This is a genomic window from Tsukamurella sp. 1534 (assembly GCF_000312385.1).
Taxonomy (GTDB): domain Bacteria; phylum Actinomycetota; class Actinomycetes; order Mycobacteriales; family Mycobacteriaceae; genus Tsukamurella.
Window position 1 is genome coordinate 159,900 of sequence record NZ_HE997627.1, and the last position, 19,837, is coordinate 179,736.

A 19,837-nucleotide genomic window follows, 5' to 3' on the forward strand; every position below is an offset into this window, starting at 1 on the left:
GGAATCTCGGAAAAGGATGTGCGAAAACATGTTTCATGACATCGACACAGGGTGTACATTCATCCGATCGTCATCGCCCCGGGGCTCTCCGGTCGCATTCGCGTGGTTCCCGCGCGCGCACGAACGCGTGCGATCGACGTGCCGTGCGACGCCGCTGCGGGTAACCTGAATCGGTTGTCGTCCATCCCCGCCGGAGGAGCGTCCATGCCGCAGCCCGTCCCCCACGTCGCTGACAGTCACGAGAAGATCCGCGTCCACGGTGCGCGGGAGAACAACCTCAAGGACATCAGCATCGAGCTGCCCAAGCGGCGACTCACGGTCTTCACGGGGGTCTCGGGTTCGGGAAAGAGCTCCCTGGTCTTCGGCACGATCGCGGCGGAGTCGCAGCGGCTGATCAACGAGACCTACAGCGCGTTCGTCCAGGGTTTCATGCCCACCCTGGCCAGGCCGGACGTCGACGTGCTCGACGGGCTCACCACGGCCATCATCGTCGGCCAGGAGCGCATGGGCTCCGACCCGCGGTCGACCGTCGGCACCGCGACCGACGCCAACGCCATGCTGCGAATCCTGTTCAGCCGCCTGGCCACACCGCACATCGGCTCCCCGCAGGCCTACTCCTTCAACGTGGCCAGCATCAGCGGCGCGGGGGCCGTCACCGTCGAGAAGGGCGGCCGCCAGGTCAAGGAGAAGCGCACCTTCAACCTCGTCGGCGGCATGTGCCCGCGCTGCGAGGGGCGCGGCAGCGTCTCCGACGTGGACCTGACCGCGCTCTACGACGACTCGAAATCGCTGGACGACAACCCGTTCACCATCCCCGGTTACAGCATGGACGGGTGGCAGGGGCGCATCTACCGCGGCAGCGGGTTCTTCGACACGGCCAAGCCGATCGCGAAGTACACCAAGCGCGAGCTCAACGACCTGCTCTACAAGGAACCCACGAAGATCAAGGTCGAGGGGATCAACCTCACATACGAGGGCATCATCCCCAAGATCCAGAAGTCGTTCCTGTCCAAGGACGTCGAGGCCATGCAGCCGCACATCCGCGCCTTCGTGGAGCGGGCCATCACCTTCGCCGTGTGCCCCGAGTGCGACGGCACCCGCCTGTCCGGGCTCGCCCGCTCGTCCACGATCGGCGGCACCTCCATCGCCGACTGCTGCTCGATGCAGATCAACGAGCTCGCCGCGTGGGTGCGCACCGTGGACGATCCGTCGGTGGCGCCGCTGCTGGAGGGACTGCAGCAGACGCTCGACTCCTTCGTCGAGATCGGCCTGGGCTACCTCTCCCTGGACCGCCCCGCCGGCTCGCTGTCGGGCGGCGAGGCGCAGCGCACCAAGATGATCCGTCACCTGAACAGCTCGCTGACCGACATCACCTACGTGTTCGACGAGCCCACGATCGGGCTGCACCCGCACGACATCGCGCGGATGAACGATCTGCTGCTGCGCCTGCGCGACAAGGGCAACACCGTCCTCGTCGTGGAGCACAAGCCCGAGGCCATCGCGATCGCCGACCACGTGGTGGACCTCGGTCCCCGTGCCGGTACCGCCGGCGGTGAGGTCGTGTTCGAGGGCACCGTCGAGGCGCTGCGCAGCGCCGACACCCTCACCGGGACCCATCTCGACGACCGGGCCCGCCTCAAGGACGCAGTGCGCGCACCGTCGGGATTCCTCGAGGTGCGGGGCGCGAACGAGCACAACCTGCGGGACGTGGACGTCGACGTGCCGCTCGGCGTGCTCACCGTGATCACGGGCGTGGCCGGCTCCGGGAAGAGCTCCCTCATCCACGGCTCCGTGAGCCCGCGCGAGGGAGTCGTCACCGTCGACCAGACCCCGATCAAGGGCAGCCGGCGGAGCAATCCCGCCACGTACACGGGGCTGCTCGACCACATCCGCAAGGTGTTCGCGAAGGTGAACGGCGTCAAACCGGCCCTGTTCAGCGCCAACTCCGAGGGCGCCTGCCCCGCGTGCAACGGCGCCGGGGTGATCTACACCGACCTCGGAATCATGGCCGGGGTCTCCACCACCTGCGAGGAGTGCGAGGGCAGGCGGTTCCAGGCCTCGGTCCTCGAATACCGCCTGGGCGGCAAGGACATCAGCGAGGTGCTGGCCATGTCCGTGGCGCAGGCCCGCGAGTTCTTCGCCGACGGGGAGGCGAAGATCCAGGCCGCCCACAGGGTCCTCGGCCACCTCGACGACGTGGGCCTCGGCTACGTCAAGATCGGCCAGCCCCTGACCACGCTGTCCGGAGGAGAGCGCCAGCGGCTCAAGCTCGCGACCCACATGGGCGACAAGGGCGGAATCCTCGTGCTGGACGAGCCGACCACGGGTCTGCACCTGGCGGACGTCGAACAACTGCTCGGCCTGCTCGACCGCCTCGTCGACTCCGGCAAGTCCGTCATCGTGATCGAGCACCACCAGGCCGTCATGGCGCACGGCGACTGGATCATCGACATCGGCCCGGGCGCCGGACACGACGGTGGCGGCATCGTCTTCCAGGGCGCACCGTCGGACCTCGTTGCCGCGCGGTCCACGGTGACCGGTGAACACCTCGCCGATTACGTCGGCGCGTGAGCGCGCACTGACAGCGGACTCCCAGGCGGTTCCCCTACCATGACCCGCGTGACCACCTCTGTGAACCGCGGCCGCCTGTCCGGCTACGTGCTGATCATCACCGGGGCCCTGGGGCTGCTGGCGTCGGCGATGCTGACGATCGACCGGATCAAGCTGCTCCAGGATCCGCTGTTCCGGCCCGGATGCAGCATCGACGGGGTCCTGTCGTGCGGCTCGATCATGGAGTCGAAGCAGGGCGCCGTGTTCGGCTTCCCGAACCCGCTCCTCGGCATCGCCGCGTTCTCCGTGGTGATCGTGACCGGCGTCCTCGTCTCGGGCGGAGTCCCGCTCCCCCGCTGGTACTGGACCGGCCTGGCGATCGGGTCGCTGGCGGGCCTGGCGCTCATCGTGTTCCTCATCCACGCCAGCCTCTTCGACATCCACGCTCTGTGCCTGTGGTGCATGCTCGTCTGGTCGATCATGCCCATCGTGCTGGCGACCGCCGTCTCGGGCGCGCTCGGTGAGCGCGCCACGCAACAGGTGAACCAGCTGCTCGCCGGCCTCGTCCTGCTCTGGTACATCGTGGTGATCGCGCTGATCGCCACCCAGTTCTGGGACTACTGGAGCAGCCGGTTCTAACCCCGCCGGATCAGTTCCAGGTGTCCTCGAGCATCCGCGGGCGGCACGCCTGGAAGGCGCCGAAGCCCAGGAGCACGAGGCAGGCGAAGAGCATCCCGAACGGCGCGGCCCACCCGCCCGTCGCCTCGTGCAGCAGCCCGAACCCGAGCGGCCCGGCGCACGCGGCGAGGTAGCCGACGCCCTGCATGAAGCCCGACAGCGAGGCGGAACCGGCCCCGGTCCGGGTGCGCAGGTTCACCAGCGTCAGAGCCATCGGGAACGTCGTGGGGCCGAGTCCCGTGAGGACCACCCACAGCCAGGTGTGGGTCATCGGCGCGAAGAGCAGGCCCAGGAAACCCGCGACGAAACAGGTCAGGAACACGATGACCAGCGGGAACGGGTTGACCATCCGCGTGCACAGGCTGGGGATCACCAGCGTCGCGAGGAAGCCCACGCCGGAGAACAGTGCCACCATGTTGCCGCCGAGGGCCGCGCTCCCGCCGGCGTCCGACAGGATGGTCGGCACCCAGGTGAACATCGAGTACGTGCACAGCGAGGTCATGCCGAACATCGCGGCGGCGCCCCAGGCGAGCGGCGAGCGCCACACCCGTCCGGACGGTTCGACGGTGCTCTCGGCGGTCACGTCCTTCACGTCGTGCCCGCGACGGGCGAGCACGATGCCCAGCCAGGGCAGGAACGCGGCGACCGGAATGATCGCCCACACGCCGAGCGAGACCCGCCAGCCGTACGCGTCGGCCACCGGGACCGCGGTCAGCGCCGGCACCATGGTGCCGAGCTGCACGCAGGTCAGGTAGGCGGTGCTGAGTACCGCGACCTGCTCCGAGAAGTAGCGTTTGACCAGGGGCGGCAGCACGACGTTGCCCACACCCATCCCGAGCAGTGCCAGGCAGGAGAAGGCGAGCAGACCGACGGTGCCGCCCATCACGGCCCGGATCGCCATGCCGGCCGCGGTGGCTGCCACCGCGACGAGAGTGGTCCGTTCGAGGCCGATGCGGCTGGTGAGGGCCGGGGTCACGATCCCCGCCGCCGCGAACATCAGGGTCGGCAGCATGCCGAACACGCCGATCACGGTGGCGCCGAAGCCCACGTCCTCGCTGATCTGCGTGAGCAGCGGCGTCAGCGACGTGACGGCGATCCGCAGCGTGAGGGCGAACAGGACGATCGCGAGCAGCACCAGAAGCCTGCCCTGCATGACGGAGCGCATGCGGGTGGTCCTCTCGACGGTCTCCGGCGGCTCGGTAGCAGTCGTAGTCATTCGTCCTCCTCACGGTCGAGGGAAATCATAGGATGAATGGATCTATGTCGGCAAGGCGTTAACGCCCGGATAGGATGAGTGTGATGCAACCGGTACGGCGACAGACCTTGATAGCGCAGGTCACAGAACAGCTCCGCGGCGAGATCGTCAGCGGACGATGGCCCGTCGGCGGCCGGATCCCCACCGAGACCGAGTTGCGCGAGCTCACCGGTACCGCCCGCAACACCGTGCGCGAGGCCGTTCAGGCCCTCGTGCACGCCGGGATGCTCGAGCGCAGGCAGGGCTCCGGCACCTACGTGCTCTCCGCCTGCGCCACGTCGACGCTGGGCGATTACTTCTCCGCGGCGCGCGACACCGACCTCCTCGAACTCCGCGAGGCGCTCGAGGTCACGGCCGCCGGACTCGCCGCGGAGCGCCGCGACGAGGAGGACATCGCCGAGCTCCGGCGCCTGCTGGCCCTGCGCAACGAGCAGTGGTCCCCCGAGCGGGTCACGCCCGGCTACGAGCACGAGGCGGTCACCGTGGACCTCGCGCTGCACCGCGGCATCGTCGCGGCGAGCCACAACACGATCTACCTGGAGTTCTACGATTCGCTCGTGCCCGTCCTGCAGGAGCACCTCGAGGAGTTCCCCGTGGGCGCGGCCACCTCGTACGAGGGCGCCCACGTGGCCGTCGTCGAGGCCGTGATCGCGGGTGAGGCGCAGGCCGCGCGTTCCGCCGCCCGCGAACTCCTCGCGGAGGTCCGGCTGCGCCGACGCTGAAACATACCCCTCTGGGGTATGATCCGGTCGTGCGGGCGATACGGCGAGGCGGGACGGCGGCGGCGATCGTCGCCGTGCTCGCGTTCGCCGTCACCCTGATGCACACCGGCTTCATGCCGATGGGCCGGATGCAGCACGGTGCCGCGCACCCCGCCGCTCCGGCCGCGGCCGCGCCGCAGCACGCCCACCCGGACTCCGCAGCACCACAGGCGGAGAAGGCCAAGCAGACCCTGGACGCGGTGCACGACCACGAGGCGCACGACTGCGCCGGGCCGGTCGTCCATCCCCGCTCGATCGGCGCGCCGTCGCTCGTGGCGGTCCTCCCCGCCGACCACCGCGCCCCGTCGCCCTCCCCCCGCGACGTGGCGACCGCCGCCCGCGGGCCACCGCCCTGGACCAACCCCGACCTCGCCGAACTCTGCCTGCTCCGGATCTGATGGGCGGCCGCGCGCGGGACCTCCCGCGGCGCGCTCCCCCACCCGAACCGCAGACAGACTCGAGAACGAGGAAAAACATGAACACCAACCGCATTCGCATCGCCACCGCCCTCACCGCCTTCGCGGCCGGCGCAGCCGTGCTGTCCGCCTGCTCGTCGACGGATTCCGCGGCGCCGACCAGCGCCGCCGCCAGCGCCGCGGGCGAGCACGCCGGGCACGGCGCGACCTCGGGCGCACCGTCGTCCGCGGCCGCCGCCCGGGACTTCAACGACGCCGATGTGGACTTCGCCACGATGATGTACCCCCATCACGCGCAGGCCGTGGACATGGCGAACCTGGTCGACGGCAAGGGCGCGAGCCCCGACGTAGTCGCGCTGGCCACCGAGATCAAGGGCGCGCAGCAGCCCGAGATGGACGCCTTCACCCGCCTGCTCTCGCAGTGGGGCAAGCCCGCCCCGAGCGCAACCGGTCACGGCGGCCACGCCATGGCGGGCATGATGACGCAGGAGCAGATGGATCGATTGAAGTCCCTGCGCGGCACCGAGTTCGACCGCGAGTGGCTCACCATGATGATCGAGCACCACGAGGGCGCGATCCAGATGGCCGACGCCGAGCTGAAGGACGGCGTGAACCCCGAGAGCAAGAAGATCGCCCAGGACATCAAGTCCGGCCAGCAGGCCGAGATCGCACGGATGCAGAAGCTCCTGGGATAGCGGTCCCGTCGGAGCGGTGGGCACGGGTGCGCGGCACCGGCGCCCACCGCTCAGTGCGGTTCAGCGAATCCGCTACCGGCGCAACCGGCGTTGGCCATACTCGTGGCCATGACGTCTAGACACAGGCGTGCCACGACCCATCGCTGGGCAGCGGCCGCGACCGGGGCCGGCCTCGCCGGCACCCTTGCCCTCACCGCTCCCGCCGCCACCGGATTCCTGGTGCAGGCCCTGGCGAAGACCATCGTGGTGGTCCCCGGGGCGAACGATCCGACCGGCGCCGACCAGTGGCGGCGGATCGGCGGCGACTACACGGGACCTCCGCCGATCATCGTGCACCACCCTGCGCAGATGGGCATCGGCTTCCCCGGCTTCGCGCTCAGCGGAGACCGGAGAACCACGTACGACATGACGATCGACCAGGGGGCCGACGCGACCGTCGCCGCGCTCCTCGCGGCACAGGCCGCCGGCGACGGCGAGGTGGTCGTCTACGCGCTGTCGCAGGGGACCGACGTGGCGGCCGTCGCACTGGTGCGGTACGGCGGGATCCGCCCCGCGCCCGCGGACGGAACCGCGAGGCTGACCGTCATCGAACAGGGCGGGCCGAGCTTCGTGCGGACGGGCGTCTGGAACTTCCTCCCGCCGGTCCTGCCCGGCGCGCGCACCGGTCTGGTCACCAACGACGGGATCGCGGGCGCGACCGTCGTGGGGATCTGCATCAAGGGCGACATGATCTGCGGCGCGGGCAATCCCGTCGCCACGGTGTTCTACGCGCTGCCCGGGCAGATGATCCACGGGAACGACTACAGCGCCGCGTACATCGGGCGCTTCTCCCCCGTCGACGGCGAGCCGTTCACGCCCGGATCGCGACCCGAGACACCGGTGCGCACCGCCACCGTGGTGCGCGACGGTCGTACGGTCGTCGAGGCCACCTACGCCGACGGATCGACCACCCGAACGTGGGTCGAGGGCGACTCCACCTGGGTCGTCGTGGACACCGGCGAGAATCCGTGGACGCGCTTGTTCCGCTCGGCGGGCCTCCCGGTGCCGCGGGACTTCGACCGCCTGCTCAACGCCGTCGTGCCCGTTCCCGAACCGGGCGCCCGGACCCCCCTCTCCGCACTGGTCCCGGCGCCCGCCGCGACCGCACCCGCGGGGTCCGACGATGCCGCAGGCGGTCGCGTCGCGACCGGCCCGAATGCGATCACTTCCGCGGAATCCACCGCCGCGGACTCCGGCGGCAGGCACGTGGCCGGCATGCCCGGCGGGATCCCCGCGACACGCTCCTCGCGAGCGCGGCCGCGCCGGCCACCGTCGAGGCGCCCGGCCCCACATCCGCGGCCCCGCCGGCGACCGCGGATCCCGGACTCCGACACGCCGACCCGACGCCGGCCGATGACGCCGTCGCCGAGAGCGTGACGGAACCCGCCGTCACCGTCGAACCCGATGCGACCGCCGGTGTGGAGGCGGAACCGGCCACCCCGGCCGCCGACGCCCCGGCTGCCGACGCCCCTGCCACGGCGGCAGGGACCGCCGACGAGCGGAGCGGACAGGAAGCGGAGGCGGCCGCTCAGCCGAAGACCTCGTCGTAGAGGGTCACGATCTCGCCGGCGTCGGGGACGCGCGGATTGTTGCCCGGCGAGCCCGACGCCAGCGCCTGCTCCGCCATGAGCTCCGCCAGGCCGTCCCACCGGGCCCGGTCGATGCCGTAGGCGCGGGGCGTCGGGACCGCCAGATCGGCGCAGAGCTCCTCGATCGCCGTCACCAGCGCCGCGGCGAGCTCCTCGTCCGACCCGCCCTCGAGGCCGTAGGCGCGGGCGCAGTCGGCGTACCGGGCCGGCGCCGCGCCCACGGAGAAACGCATCACCGCGGGGAGCAGCATCGCGTTCGAGAGGCCGTGCGCCACATGGAAGTGCGCGCCGATCGGCCGGCTCATCCCGTGCACCAGGGCGACCGAGCTGTTGGAGAACGCGACGCCGGCCTGCGTGGCCGCCAGCATCATCGCCTCCCGCGCGGGCCGGTCCTCCCCGTCGGCGTACACCCTGCGGATGTTCGCGGAGATCGTGGAGATCGCGGTCAGTGCGAAGCCGTCCGAGAACGGGTTCGCCCTGCGGCTGACGTAGGCCTCGATGGCGTGCGTCAGGGCGTCCACGCCGGTGTCCGCGGTCAGGCGCGCCGGCATCGACAGCGTGAGCTCGTAGTCCACCACCGCGGCGACCGGCAGGAAGGCCGGCCCCGGACACAGCATCTTCTCGTCCGAGGCGCTGTCGGTGATGATGCTGAACTGCGTCGCCTCGCTGCCGCTGCCGGCCGTCGTCGGGATGGCCACCACCGGCAACGCGGGCCCGACGGTGACCGTGGGCGCCTTGTAGTCGCGCATCGTGCCGCCGCCCGCGGCGAGCACGGCGAGCGCTTTCGCGGTGTCCAGCGGGCTGCCGCCGCCGAGCCCGATCACGCAGTCCGCCCGGTGTTCCGCGACCACCGCGATGCCGGGTGTGAGCGAATCCGTGGTCGGGTCCGGCACGGTCCCGTCGAACACCGCCACCTCGCACCCCGCGTCGGTGAGCGAGTCGACCAGGCGACCCGCCGTGCCCTGCGCGGTGAGGAAGGCGTCCGTCACCACCACGGGGCGCGAATACCCGAGATCGCGTAGGAGGCGCCCGGTGTCGGCGAGGGCGCCTCCACCGATCGCGAGCCGACGTGGGAGACCGATCTGTGCTGCCGTCATGGCTCGAACCTACCTAGACTCGTGCGCATGGCAGAGGACATCGGCGAAGGCGCCGGGACGCACGATTTCGAGCCGCATCACGCCGCGGTCGGTGACCGGCTCAACTGGCTGCGCGCGGGCGTCCTCGGCGCGAACGACGGCCTGATCTCCACGGCGGGCATCGTGATCGGCGTAGCCGCGGCCACCGGCGAACCGTCGACGATCCTGACCGCGGGGATCGCCGGCCTCACCGCCGGCGCCGTCTCGATGGCGCTCGGCGAGTACGTCTCGGTGAGCACCCAGCGCGACACCGAGAAGGCCCTCATCGCCAAGGAACGCGCCGAGCTGCGGGAGATGCCCTCCGAGGAGCTCGAGGAACTCGAATCCCTCTACCGGTCCAAGGGACTCACGCCGGAGACCGCGCGGAAGGTGGCGGAGGAGCTCACCGCCGCCGATCCGCTGCAGGCGCACCTCGACGCCGAGCTCGGCATCGACCAGGCGAACCTCACCAACCCCTGGGCCGCCGCGCTCTCGTCCGCGGTGGCGTTCAGCGTCGGCGCCCTGATCCCGATCCTCGCCTCGCTCCTCGCGACGCAGCGGATCCTGGCGATCGTCCTGGCCGTGCTGGCGGGCCTCGCCCTCACGGGTTACGTCTCCGCCCGGCTCGGCGACGCCGACGTGCGCCGGGCCACCACCCGGGTCGTGATGGGCGGCGTGATCGCCATGTCCGTCACCTACATGGTCGGTAAGCTCCTCGGCACGGCAGGAATCGCCTGACCTGAGGATCGAGGAGCCCCACGTGATCTCACGCTTCGGACAGACGTCGCCCCGCATCGCCGACACCGCCTGGGTCGCCGACAGCGCCACCGTGATCGGCGACGTCGAGCTCGCGCCCGGCGTCGGCGTCTTCTACAGCGCCGTGATCCGCGGCGACATGGCCACGATCACCGTCGGGGAGGACAGCAACGTCCAGGACGGCGTGGTGCTGCACGCGGATCCCGGTGTGCCGCTCACCGTCGGCGCGCGAGTCTCCATCGGGCACAACGCCGTCCTGCACGGCTGCACCGTGGGCGACGACGTGCTGGTCGGTATGGGCGCCACCGTGCTGAACGGCGCCGTGATCGGCGCCGGGAGCCTCATCGCCGCCAACGCCCTCGTGCCGCAGGGCATGGAGATCCCGCCCGGCTCGATGGTCGCCGGCGTCCCCGCCAAGGTGCGGCGCGAGCTCAGCGACGCCGAGCGGGCGGGCATCACCGCGAACGGCTCGGGTTACGTCGAACTCACCAAGGCGCACGCGCGCGAGAACGCCGCGCAGTAGGCGGCCGCGGGCGTCAGATCCCCGACCACACCATCTCGGCGCCGGAGTGGCCCGCCGCGATCACGCCCCACAGGCACGCCGCGGCCGCGAGCGTCGCGAGCACGCCGAGCACGATCCCGCCCGCCCGCGAGGAGAGCGCCGAGGCGGCGGGAACCCGGCTCGCGACGGCGCCGCTCGAACCCGCCCACACCAGCACCGCGAGCAGCAGCAGGCCCAGCGACCAGTAGAACGTCGCGTCGCCCTGCGTCGAGTGCGCCTCGATCTGTTCCTTCATGCCCGCCATGGACGGCCGCTTCTCGAGCTGCTCGCCTGATTCCCTCGCGAGGTAGCACGCCACGACGGCGACCAGTGCGAGGGCGGGTGTCGCCACCCCCAGCCGGACGCGCGCAGCCGGCCACCAGGCCGCCGCCACGAGCACCAGCGCGGCCAGCGGGAGGAGGACGACCGCCCCGTGGACGAGCAGCGGATGAGCGGGAATTCCCGCGATCTCTGTGAGCACGCAACAATGCTGGCAGAGTGGGCACTGTGACGCAGACCACTCAGCCAATCCTGTGCCCTACCCGACGTGCCGTGCTCGCCGCCCTGCCCGGTATCGCCCTCCTCCCTCTGGCCGCGGCCTGCGGTTCGTCGTCCTCGGACGACGGGGCCTCGACGAGCACCGACGGCGCATCGTCGCCCGAGAACCCCGGAACGTCCGGCGGCGGCCAGGCCGGCGCCGCGTCGGTGGCCGCCTCCCAGGTGCCCGTGGGCAGCGCGGTCGTCATCGCCGGGGCGACGCCCTACGTGGTGGCCCAACCGGTCGAGGGGAAGTACGTGGCGTTCGACGCCGCGTGCACCCACCGCGGCACCACCGTGTCCGCCAACGACGGACTCAAGCTGGAGTGCCCCGCGCACGGCAGCACGTTCGACGGGGCCACGGGCGCGGTGACGAACGGCCCCGCGACCTCGCCGCTGAAGACCGTCGCCGTGAAGCTCGTGGACGGGACCCTGCAGGTGGGGTGACGGATCTGGACCCCGCGGAGGCTCGGAGGTACCATTGCCGACAACGTTATTGAATCGGTCTCAGTAGGCAGCTCCGACCGGACCGCGAAACGAAAACGAGGAGGCTTCGTGGCCAACCCCGAGGCGATCTACCAGGACGTGCTCATCGTGGGCGCCGGCCTGGCCGGCATCGACACCGCGTACCGCGTCAGCAACGAGGTGCCCCATCTCAGCTACACCATCCTGGAGCAGCGCGCGGAGATGGGCGGCACGTGGGACCTGTTCAAGTACCCGGGCATCCGCTCCGATTCGGACATCTTCAGCCTGAGCTACCCCTTCCTTCCCTGGAAGGGCACCAACCGGCTCGCCAACGGCTCGGAGATCAAGGCCTACATCGAGGAGGCCGCCGCCAAGTTCGGCATCGATCAGCGCATCCGGTTCAACACCAAGGTCGGCACCGTGGACTTCGACTCGGCCGCCGACCTGTGGACGATCACGGCCGACCACCAGGGCGAGCAGGTCGTCTACCAGGCCCGGTTCCTGGTCGCCTGCACCGGCTACTACGACTACGAAGCGGGCTACGAGCCGCCGTTCCCCGGCGTCGAGGACTTCCGGGGGCAGGTCGTGCACCCGCAGCACTGGCCCGAGGATCTCGACTACCAGGACAAGAAGGTCGTCGTCATCGGCTCCGGCGCGACCGCGATCACGCTGATCCCCGCGATGGCCGACGATGTCGACCACATCACCATGCTGCAGCGGTCCCCCACCTACGTGCTGCCGGTGCCGAACGCGGACCCGCTCACGATGTTCGGTGCCAAGGTGCTGCCCGCGCCGGTCGCGCACAACATCACCCGCAACGTGAACGCCGTGATCAACGTCGGACAGTACGTCCTGGCGCGCACCTTCCCGAAGGCCTCGCGGAAGTTCCTGCGCAACATCAACAAGAGCATGCTGCCCGAGGGCTACGACGTGGACGTCCACTTCAAGCCCAAGTACGAGCCCTGGGACCAGCGCCTCTGCGTCGTACCGAACGGCGACCTGTTCACCACCATCAAGCAGGGCAAGGCCGAGGTCGTCACCGACACCATCGACCGGTTCACCGAGAACGGCATCCTGCTCAACTCGGGGCGCGAGCTCGAGGCGGACATCATCATCACGGCGACGGGCCTGCAGCTGCTGGCCTTCGGTGGCGTGGACGTCAACGTCGACGGTGCCCCGGTCAAGCCGAACGACAGGTTCGCGTACAACGGCTACATGCTCGAGGGCGTGCCGAACTTCAGCTTCATCATCGGATACACCAACAACTCGTGGACGCTCCGGGCGGACATCTCCGCCCGTGCCATCGCGCGACTGCTGAACCACATGGTCACCAGGAAGTACACCCATGTCGTCCCCGATCTGGGTGGCAAGGTGCTCACCGAGCATCCCGCCCTGGACCTGAGCAGCGGCTACGTCCAGCGCTCGCCCGATGCGATGCCCAAGGCGGCCACCGAACAGCCGTGGATGATCCGGCACAACTTCGTGCTGGACTCCCTCGACTACCGGCGCTCGCGGGTGGACGCTCCGGAGCTGAAGTTCGGCACCGTCGACGCGCCGAGCACCGCCGGGGTCTGACCGCCGGTACGGACCGAGAAGAACCCCGCCCGGATCAGATCCGGGCGGGGTTCTCCGCGTCTGGCCGTGTGCTCGTCAGGAGCCCTGGACGTACTCCCCGCCGACGGTGTTGCGCACCACGATCGGGGTGCCGATCGGGAAGTTGTCGTAGATGTACTTGCCGTTCTCGGTGCTCACGTTGAGGCAGCCGTGGCTGACGTTCGAGACGCCCTGCTGATTGACCGACCACGGGGCGGCGTGGACGAAGATGCCGCTCCAGGACATGCGCGTGGCGTACTCGACGTACGTGCGGTAGCCCTCCGGGGAATCGACCGGGACGCCGTACGTGGACGAGTCCATGTACATCTCCCGCTTCTTCTCCATCGTGTAGTACACGCCGTTCGGGGTGGGGTGCTTGTTGGTGCCGAACGACGTGGGCATCGTCCGCACGACCTCGCCGTCGTGCCAGATGGTGATCTGCTTGGTGTTGTCGTCCGCGAGGGCGACCCAGCCCGTCTTGGTGGCGACCGGGGGTGCGGCCGACTCGGTCGGCTCGGCGACCGGCGTGGGAGCCGCGGCGGCGATCCCCACCGTGGCCGTGGCCGCGACGAGCGCTGCTGCGGTGCTCACGCCGAGACGGGCGAACCCGCGGCGGGACAGGGCGGCGCCGGTGTGGCGGTCAGTCATCGTTGATCCTCCTGGGCGGTAAGAAGCCTTGCGCATGATTCTACGGGTTGATGGGCCGATGTGAAGAAAACACTGAACCGGAGCTGAGGATGGCACCTGCTCCGTTAAGCGTCCAATGAGCGAGGAAAGCGGGCCATGACCTGCTCGTTCGCCGGGTGAGGGCGTCGAGCGCGGCGCCCGCGAAACCTGTGACGAGGATTGTCGGTACGACAGGGTCCTGAGCCGCCCGAGCGGCGCCGACGTGCCACAGGCCGAACGTCGCGGCGCCCGCGACCGTGCCCCTGGGCCGCCCGTAGGCCGCCTCCAGCGACGGGGTGAGGGAGCCGCGGAACAGCGCCTCCTCGGGCAGCGCGGTGCCCAGCGGGATGTCCACCAGGACCCATTTCGCGAGGCTCGACGCAGGTTCCCGTTCGGCGGGGACGGTGCGGACCAGCCCGGCCACGGCGAGGGCTCCCCCGGCGACGGTGCCCGCGGCGGTCGGGAAACGGGCGCGCGCGAGGGCCGCGTCAGCAAGGCAGAACGCGGCGTTGACCGCGTTCCGGGCGTCGCGTCCCCACCCCAGCCGCCGGCTCAGTCGAGGCAGCACGGCGTTGGACCAGGCGACGGCCGCACCCGCGGCGAGTGGCGCCCCGCCCCTCATTGCATCGACACCCACGAGCCCAGCGATCGGTTCAGCGTCGCGGAGAACGGCAGGTCCGTCGCGGCATACTTCGCGGGGTCGCGCGATTCGTCCTCCTGCAACGCGTGATTGACGCCGCGCAGCCGCACGAAGTTGACGTGGGTCCCGGTCATCACGTCCGCGAGATCCTGGACCGCGGTGCAGTCGACCGCGATATCGGCATCCGAGCAGCTGATCAGGTTGTGCTTGAGCCGTGGCAGCGCGATCGCGGTCTGCAGCGGATCCGGGGTGCCCGCGGGAAGCCGGGCCAGCACCGGCTCGACGAGGGCGATCGGCATCTGCCCGCGTCCGGACTTCCCGGCGCCGAGGGCCATCGCCAGCGGTGCGGCCGCGCCGTGGCCCACCGCCAACAGGCGGTCGTCGCCGAGCCCGGACTTCTCGGCGAGGGCGGAGAGACCGCGGCCCGCGCGGTCGAGCGACTGCTGGTAGTCGAGCTGGGCCTGCGGCGGACCGTCGAACCGGAGCGAGGCGACGCCCTGGTGCGCCAGCATCACGGCGAGCTCGCGGGCGGCCACCTCCCCCGCCTTGTCCGGCGAACCGAGGATCAGCGCCGCCCGCAGCCGCTTCGGGTTGTTCGGAGCGGCGTACGTGGCCGCGCCGGCGGTCGGAACGTCGAGCGAGGACTCCGACCAGTCGCCGGGCAGCGCCGCAGGGGCGGGCGGCGGGGGCGCGTTCGTGATCACCGGAGTCTTCTCGTCCGAGGCACAGGCGGTGAGCGCGAGCAGCGCCGCGGCGATCACCGCACAGAGCCGCAGCCGGGCGTGCATCACTGAAGATCTCTCCTCGTCGTCGAGCTGTCGGGCGGTCGAGCCGGCGCCGGGCGCCGTCTCAGCGCAGGCGTTCCGCCGCGCGGGCGGTCTCCACCAGCCGATCGGCCAGTTCCGCCAGCTCATCGAGAGAGGCGTCCTCGGCGATCGCGGTCCGGACGTCCTCCGCCGCGCACCGCACCTCGAACATACGCTCCGCGATCGCCTCCGCCTCGTCCGCGGTGAGCACCACGGAATCCTCCGGCAGCGAGGAACCGGCGAGCGCGGACCGGGCCTCGTAGGCGCGCTGGCGGCAGGAGCGGCGGCAGTACTTGCGGGTCCGCCCGGGGCCCTCGGAGACCACCTCGCGGCCGCACCAGGCGCACGCGGCGGACCTGCGGCGGCGTGCGGTGGTCACGGAGGTCCTCCCTCATCGGTAGACTGGGAATGTTCGGCGTACGGCGATCGTTGGGAGAAGCATGGCAGATCGAGTTCTACGAGGCAGCCGCCTGGGTGCGGTGAGCTATGAGACGGATCGCGACCACGACCTCGCGCCCCGTCGTGTCGCCAGGTACCGCACCGACAACGGTGAGGAGTTCGACGTCCCGTTCGCGGACGACGCCGAGCTCCCCGGCACCTGGCTGTGCAAGAACGGCCTCGAGGGCACGCTGATCGACGGCGTCGCGCCCGAGGAGAAGAAGGGCAAGCCGCCGCGCACCCACTGGGACATGCTGCTCGAGCGGCGTTCCGAGACCGAGCTGGAGGAGCTGCTCAAGGAGCGGCTCGACCTGCTCAAGGCGCGTCGCGGCAAGTAGAGCGAGCGAGTAAGCGAGAAGTCGGAAGGGCCCCGCCGAGAGAACGGCGGGGCCCTTCCGCGCGCTCGGGGGCGCGTCGCGACTACTTGCCGCGCAGCCGGTCCAGCTTGCGCTTGCGCGCCTGGTAGCCCCACTTCGGAACCAGCGTCGCGGCCTCCTTGAAGATCGAGCCGCTCATCTTGGAGTCGCCGATGACCCGCTCGGTGAACGTGATCGGCACCTCGACCACGGTGAAGCCCGCCTGCACGGCGCGCCACGTCAGGTCGATCTGGAAGCTGTAGCCCAGCGACTCCACCTGGTCCAGGCCCAGGCCCTGCAGCGTCTCGCGCCGGAAGGCCTTGTAGCCGCCCGTGATGTCGCGGATGCGCGTGCCGAGCATGATCTGGCTGTACACGTTGCCGCCGCGCGAGATCAGCTGCCGTGACAACGGCCAGTTGACGGTCTTGCCGCCGAACACGTAGCGCGAGCCGATCACCAGGTCGGCGCCGGCGTCGATGGCCTCGAGGTGCCGGTACAGCTGCTCCGGGGCGTGCGAGCCGTCGGCGTCCATCTCGACCACCACGCGGTAATCCCGGTCGAGCGCCCACGTGAAGCCGGCGATGTACGCGCCGCCCAGCCCGTTCTTCTCGGCCCGGTGCAACACGTGGATGCGCGGGTCGGCGGCGGCCATCTCGTCGGCCTTCTCGCCCGTCCCGTCGGGGCTGTTGTCGTCGACGACCAGGATGTCCACGCCGGGCTGGGCGCGGTGCAGGCGATCCACGATGAGCGGCAGGTTCTCCAGCTCGTTGTAGGTGGGGATGATCACCAACGTCTTCTCGGAGGGAGACGACGGCTGCTCGGTCATGAGGATTCCTCGGTCTGATCGGATCGGCTGACAGTCCTACCATCGTGCCTCATCGCGATGGCGATGCCGCACAGGGTGGCCGCGAGCAGGAGGAAGTTCACCGTGTCCCCCAGGCGCGCGGCGGGTGTGGTCGTGTTCCGCAGGCCGATCCGCTCCACCAGGTGGTCCGCGGTCCAGATGGACGTGTTCCGGGCGACGGTCCCGTCGGGCCGGACCAGGGCGCTCACCCCGGTGGTGGCGGAGACCACCACGTCGCGGTCCAGTTCGACGGCCCGCACCCGCGACATGCCCAGCTGCTGCCAGGTCATGCCGGTGCGGCCGAAGGTGGCGTTGTTGGTGGGCACGGTGAGCACCTGCGCGCCGTTGTCGACCGAGGCCTGCAGGGCCCGGTCGAAGGCCACCTCGTAGCAGGTGGCCACGCCCATCGGGGCCGCCTGGCGCCCCGCCCCGTTCGGGTGCACGACGCCGGTCCCGGTGCCGGGGGTGAAGTCGTTCGCCATGTCCACGTAGTCGGAGAACATCCGGAAGAACTCGCGCATAGGCATGGTCTCGCCGAACGGCTGCAGGATGGCCTTGTCGTGCCGCTCCACGGCGCCGTTCGGGTCCATCAGGATCATGCTGTTGTAGTAGCGGCCGGTGCCGTCGTAATGCACGGTGCCCACCAGGATCGGGGCCCCAACATCGGCGGACGCGGCCTGCAGGCGCGCCGCCACACCGGGGTCGCGCTCCGGGGACACGTCCGACGAGTTCTCCGGCCACACGACCACATCGGGTTGCGGTTGCCTCCCCTCGCGGACCTCCGCGGCCAGCCGGTGCGTCTCGGCGAGGTGGTTGCTCAGCACGGCCTCGCGCTGCGCGGCCACGTCCCAGCGCTGTTCGGGCACGTTGCCCTGGATCGCGGCGACGGTCACGGTGCGTCCGTCCGACGGTGCGCCCACGAACGGCCAGGCGGCCGCCGCGGCGACGCCGACGAGCACCAGCGACGCCGCCGGCACGAGGTACGCCCGACGGTCCGCCCGGCGCAGGGCCGCGAGGAGGGCGGCGGCGAGCGCGGCGCCGGCGAGGGCCACCGCGAACGAGAGGCCGGGGGCGCCGGCGTACCGGGCGAGGGACAGCAGCGGACCGTCGGCCTGGCTGAACGCGAGGCGGCCCCAGGGGAATCCGCCGAACGGGAACGAGGAGCGGCCCCATTCGGCGACGACGAACGCCGCGGCGACCCATACCGGCCCGCCCGGCACGCGGGCCACGCGGGACGCGGCGATCCCGAACGCGCCGTAGAAGATCGAGCACGCGATCGCGAGACCGATCCAGGGCAGGGCGCCGACCATCGAGTCGATCCACTTGAGCAGTGGTACGAAAACGCCGAGCCCGGCGAGCAGGCCGTAGAGGAACCCGCCGCGCAGCGTGACCCGCTCCCCCGCGGTCAGCACCACGGTGAGCGCGGCCACGCCGACCGGGGCGAGCCACCACAGTCCCGCGGGCGGGAACGCGAAGTAGAGGGCGACGCCGGCGAGCAGGCTCGCAACCGCGCGGGCGAGCATCGTCCTCACGCCGCGAACACCGTCCGTCCATCGATCACCGTGCGCAGGCAGCGCGGCAGCCGGGCGTCCGCCGAGAGGTCCGGGAGCGGGGCGACGCCGGCCCGCGGGTCGGTCGACCAGCGCTGCACGGCGTCCGACGGTGCGCGGACCACCAGCTCGTCGGCGTCCCACACCGCGAAAGTCGCGGGCGCGCCGGGCACGAGCGTCCCGGCCACGCCGTCGCGCACTCCCCCGGCGCGCCACGCGCCCCGGGTGGCGGCGGCGAACGCCGCTCGAGGCGAGATCGCGCTACCCGGGGTGTGGTGCGCAGTGGCGGCGCGCACCGTCGCCCACGGATCGAGCGGTGCGACCGGGGAATCGGAGGAGATGGACAGCGGCACCGCGTTCCGGGCGAGCAGGGCGAAGTCGTTGAGGGTCGCGGCGCGGTCGGCTCCCAGGCGGCGCGCGTACATCCCGTCGGGGCCGCCCCAATAGGCGTCGAACAGCGGTTGCATGGAGGCGTTCACGCCCCAATCGCCCAGTCGCGCCGCCTGTTCCGCGGTCACCATCTCGGCGTGCTCGATGCGGTGGCTACGGGAGGCGACGCGGGGTCCGCCGAACGCGGCGACGGCGGCCTCGAAGCCGGCGACCACGCGCGCCACGGCGGCGTCGCCGATCGCGTGGAACCCGGCCTGGACCCCCGCCTCGGTGCACGCCAGGACGTGCGCGGTGACGGTCTCCTGATCGAGGAAGCCCACGCCGTGGGTGTCGGCGTCGGCGTAGGGCGCGTGCAGCAGCGCCGTGCGGCTGCCCAGGGAGCCGTCCACGAACAGGTCGCCGGCGAGGCCGTCGGCCCCGGTCCGGGCGAGGATGCCGCGCGCGTGCTCCGCGTCGGCGGCGGGCTCACCCCAGTAGCGGCGGACGTGCACGGGGTGCTCGATCCCGCGCAGCAGGTCGAAGTCCCGCTGTCCGGAGATCGCGGGGCCCGCGCACTCGTGCACGGCGGCGATACCCGCGGCCGCGGCGGCGTGGAGTGCTGCGGTCTGCGCGGCGACGATCTGGTCGTCGCCGAGAGCCGCGGTCGCGGCGGCGCGCACGGCGTGGTGCGCCTCGGCGGTGAGCGGACCGTCGGGTGCGAACCCGTCGAGCTGCTCCAGGCCGGGGACCAGGGCGCGCAACGCGGTGCTCGCCTGCGCGGAGTGCTCGTCGATCCGGGCGGCGTAGACGATGCGGTGCTCGTCGAGGTCGGTGCGGAGCAGGGTGTCGGCCCACGCCGTGTCGTCCCACCCGCGAGCGATGACGACACCGTCGGCGGCGTCCCGGAGGGCGGCGATCACGGCGTCCCGGGAGCCGGTGAGATCGGGGCCCGCGAGCGCGAGCCCGGTGGCGGTGAGGTGGACGTGGGTGTCGACGAAGGCGGGCGCGACGAACGCGCCCGCCAGGTTCGTCACCGGCGCGTCGGGGTGCAGCGCGCGGGCCGCGTGATCCTCCCCGATCCAGGAGACGACGCCGTTCTCGACGGCGAAGGCGGTGGCGGTGGTGGACGTGGGCGTGTAGATCCGCCCGCCGACGAGCAGTTCGGTGGTCACCCGCCC

The 19,837-nt window shown here is 71.2% G+C and carries 22 protein-coding genes; 12 read left to right on the forward strand and 10 right to left on the reverse strand.

Translation table 11 applies throughout. The features are described 5' to 3' along the window. The first annotated feature begins 204 nt into the window (after positions 1 to 204). Positions 205 to 2,571 (forward strand): excinuclease ABC subunit UvrA, encoded by a 2,367-nt coding sequence (locus BN39_RS13125; RefSeq protein WP_040768286.1) that lies wholly within the window; start codon positions 205 to 207, stop codon positions 2,569 to 2,571. Positions 2,572 to 2,619: 48 nt separating this feature from the next. Then, complete coding sequence (locus BN39_RS13130) at positions 2,620 to 3,189, forward strand: vitamin K epoxide reductase family protein (protein WP_159103250.1); 570 nt, start codon at positions 2,620 to 2,622, stop codon at positions 3,187 to 3,189. Positions 3,190 to 3,199: 10 nt separating this feature from the next. Here the strand turns inward: BN39_RS13130 and BN39_RS13135 are convergent, their stop codons facing one another. After that, the gene (locus tag BN39_RS13135; protein WP_040767938.1) at positions 3,200 to 4,444 is read right to left on the reverse strand and encodes an MFS transporter; all 1,245 of its coding nucleotides are present in this window, start codon (positions 4,442 to 4,444) and stop codon (positions 3,200 to 3,202) included. 83 nt (positions 4,445 to 4,527) lie between these two features. Here BN39_RS13135 and BN39_RS13140 point away from each other — a divergent pair, with 83 nt between their 5' ends. From BN39_RS13140 to BN39_RS23515, 5 genes are all read left to right on the forward strand, one after another. Next, the gene (locus BN39_RS13140; protein ID WP_040767941.1) at positions 4,528 to 5,205 is read left to right on the forward strand and encodes a FadR/GntR family transcriptional regulator; all 678 of its coding nucleotides are present in this window, start codon (positions 4,528 to 4,530) and stop codon (positions 5,203 to 5,205) included. A gap of 29 nt (positions 5,206 to 5,234) precedes the next feature. Then, positions 5,235 to 5,642, forward strand: a complete 408-nt coding sequence (locus BN39_RS13145) for a hypothetical protein (RefSeq protein WP_019202873.1) — start codon at positions 5,235 to 5,237, stop codon at positions 5,640 to 5,642. 77 nt (positions 5,643 to 5,719) lie between these two features. Then, positions 5,720 to 6,355 carry a DUF305 domain-containing protein gene (locus BN39_RS13150; protein ID WP_019202874.1) on the forward strand — a complete coding sequence of 212 codons (636 nt, stop codon included), beginning with the start codon at positions 5,720 to 5,722 and terminating at the stop codon, positions 6,353 to 6,355. 108 nt (positions 6,356 to 6,463) lie between these two features. Continuing rightward, the gene (locus BN39_RS13155; protein ID WP_148281489.1) at positions 6,464 to 7,771 is read left to right on the forward strand and encodes a PE-PPE domain-containing protein; all 1,308 of its coding nucleotides are present in this window, start codon (positions 6,464 to 6,466) and stop codon (positions 7,769 to 7,771) included. Next, on the forward strand, positions 7,768 to 7,944 hold the full coding sequence (locus BN39_RS23515) for a hypothetical protein (protein WP_019202876.1): 177 nt from the start codon (positions 7,768 to 7,770) through the stop codon (positions 7,942 to 7,944). Before BN39_RS13155 ends, BN39_RS23515 begins: the two co-directional genes overlap by 4 nt. Here the strand turns inward: BN39_RS23515 and BN39_RS13160 are convergent. Then, positions 7,923 to 9,080 (reverse strand): iron-containing alcohol dehydrogenase, encoded by a 1,158-nt coding sequence (locus BN39_RS13160; RefSeq protein ID WP_019202877.1) that lies wholly within the window; start codon positions 9,078 to 9,080, stop codon positions 7,923 to 7,925. The two genes, BN39_RS23515 and BN39_RS13160, sit on opposite strands and share 22 nt — an antisense overlap. A 27-nt stretch (positions 9,081 to 9,107) precedes the next feature. On the opposite strand from BN39_RS13160, the gene BN39_RS13165 reads away from it, so the two are divergent. Both BN39_RS13165 and BN39_RS13170 read left to right on the forward strand, forming a co-directional pair. Continuing rightward, positions 9,108 to 9,836 (forward strand): VIT family protein, encoded by a 729-nt coding sequence (locus BN39_RS13165; protein ID WP_019202878.1) that lies wholly within the window; start codon positions 9,108 to 9,110, stop codon positions 9,834 to 9,836. 22 nt (positions 9,837 to 9,858) lie between these two features. Next, a complete protein-coding gene (locus BN39_RS13170; protein ID WP_019202879.1) occupies positions 9,859 to 10,377 on the forward strand; it encodes a gamma carbonic anhydrase family protein in 519 nt (172 codons plus the stop codon). Between the two features lie 13 nt (positions 10,378 to 10,390). On the opposite strand, the gene BN39_RS13175 is transcribed toward BN39_RS13170, so the two are convergent. Further along, a complete protein-coding gene (locus tag BN39_RS13175; RefSeq protein ID WP_019202880.1) occupies positions 10,391 to 10,876 on the reverse strand; it encodes a DUF2231 domain-containing protein in 486 nt (161 codons plus the stop codon). A gap of 71 nt (positions 10,877 to 10,947) precedes the next feature. On the opposite strand from BN39_RS13175, the gene BN39_RS13180 reads away from it, so the two are divergent. After that, positions 10,948 to 11,379 (forward strand): Rieske (2Fe-2S) protein, encoded by a 432-nt coding sequence (locus BN39_RS13180; protein WP_019202881.1) that lies wholly within the window; start codon positions 10,948 to 10,950, stop codon positions 11,377 to 11,379. Between the two features lie 108 nt (positions 11,380 to 11,487). Continuing rightward, complete coding sequence (locus BN39_RS13185) at positions 11,488 to 12,972, forward strand: NAD(P)/FAD-dependent oxidoreductase (protein ID WP_019202882.1); 1,485 nt, start codon at positions 11,488 to 11,490, stop codon at positions 12,970 to 12,972. 75 nt (positions 12,973 to 13,047) lie between these two features. On the opposite strand, the gene BN39_RS13190 is transcribed toward BN39_RS13185, so the two are convergent. The 4 genes from BN39_RS13190 to BN39_RS13205 all read right to left on the reverse strand — a co-directional run bounded on the left by BN39_RS13190 (position 13,048) and on the right by BN39_RS13205 (position 15,481). After that, positions 13,048 to 13,638 carry a L,D-transpeptidase gene (locus BN39_RS13190; protein ID WP_019202883.1) on the reverse strand — a complete coding sequence of 197 codons (591 nt, stop codon included), beginning with the start codon at positions 13,636 to 13,638 and terminating at the stop codon, positions 13,048 to 13,050. Between the two features lie 40 nt (positions 13,639 to 13,678). After that, a complete protein-coding gene (locus BN39_RS22290) occupies positions 13,679 to 14,278 on the reverse strand; it encodes a CPBP family intramembrane glutamic endopeptidase (RefSeq protein ID WP_019202884.1) in 600 nt (199 codons plus the stop codon). Next, a complete protein-coding gene (locus tag BN39_RS13200) occupies positions 14,275 to 15,084 on the reverse strand; it encodes a hypothetical protein (RefSeq protein ID WP_148281490.1) in 810 nt (269 codons plus the stop codon). Before BN39_RS13200 ends, BN39_RS22290 begins: the two co-directional genes overlap by 4 nt. Before the next feature lie 61 nt (positions 15,085 to 15,145). Beyond that, the gene (locus tag BN39_RS13205) at positions 15,146 to 15,481 is read right to left on the reverse strand and encodes a hypothetical protein (protein ID WP_019202886.1); all 336 of its coding nucleotides are present in this window, start codon (positions 15,479 to 15,481) and stop codon (positions 15,146 to 15,148) included. 61 nt (positions 15,482 to 15,542) lie between these two features. Between BN39_RS13205 and BN39_RS13210 the strand changes: the two genes are divergently transcribed. Then, positions 15,543 to 15,878, forward strand: a complete 336-nt coding sequence (locus tag BN39_RS13210; protein WP_040767943.1) for an RNA polymerase-binding protein RbpA — start codon at positions 15,543 to 15,545, stop codon at positions 15,876 to 15,878. Between the two features lie 82 nt (positions 15,879 to 15,960). Here BN39_RS13210 and BN39_RS13215 read toward each other — a convergent pair whose 3' ends face one another. Genes BN39_RS13215 through BN39_RS13225 form a run of 3 tightly spaced genes read right to left on the reverse strand, consistent with a single transcriptional unit; the run spans position 15,961 to position 19,831 of the window. Next, entirely contained in the window at positions 15,961 to 16,722 is a 762-nt protein-coding gene (locus BN39_RS13215) for a polyprenol monophosphomannose synthase (protein ID WP_019202888.1), read from the reverse strand. Then, on the reverse strand, positions 16,719 to 18,263 hold the full coding sequence (gene lnt, locus BN39_RS13220; protein ID WP_019202889.1) for an apolipoprotein N-acyltransferase: 1,545 nt from the start codon (positions 18,261 to 18,263) through the stop codon (positions 16,719 to 16,721). The genes BN39_RS13215 and lnt overlap by 4 nt, the downstream gene beginning before the upstream one ends. A 5-nt stretch (positions 18,264 to 18,268) precedes the next feature. Then, positions 18,269 to 19,831 carry an amidohydrolase gene (locus tag BN39_RS13225; protein WP_019202890.1) on the reverse strand — a complete coding sequence of 521 codons (1,563 nt, stop codon included), beginning with the start codon at positions 19,829 to 19,831 and terminating at the stop codon, positions 18,269 to 18,271. Between the last annotated feature and the right edge of the window lie 6 nt (positions 19,832 to 19,837).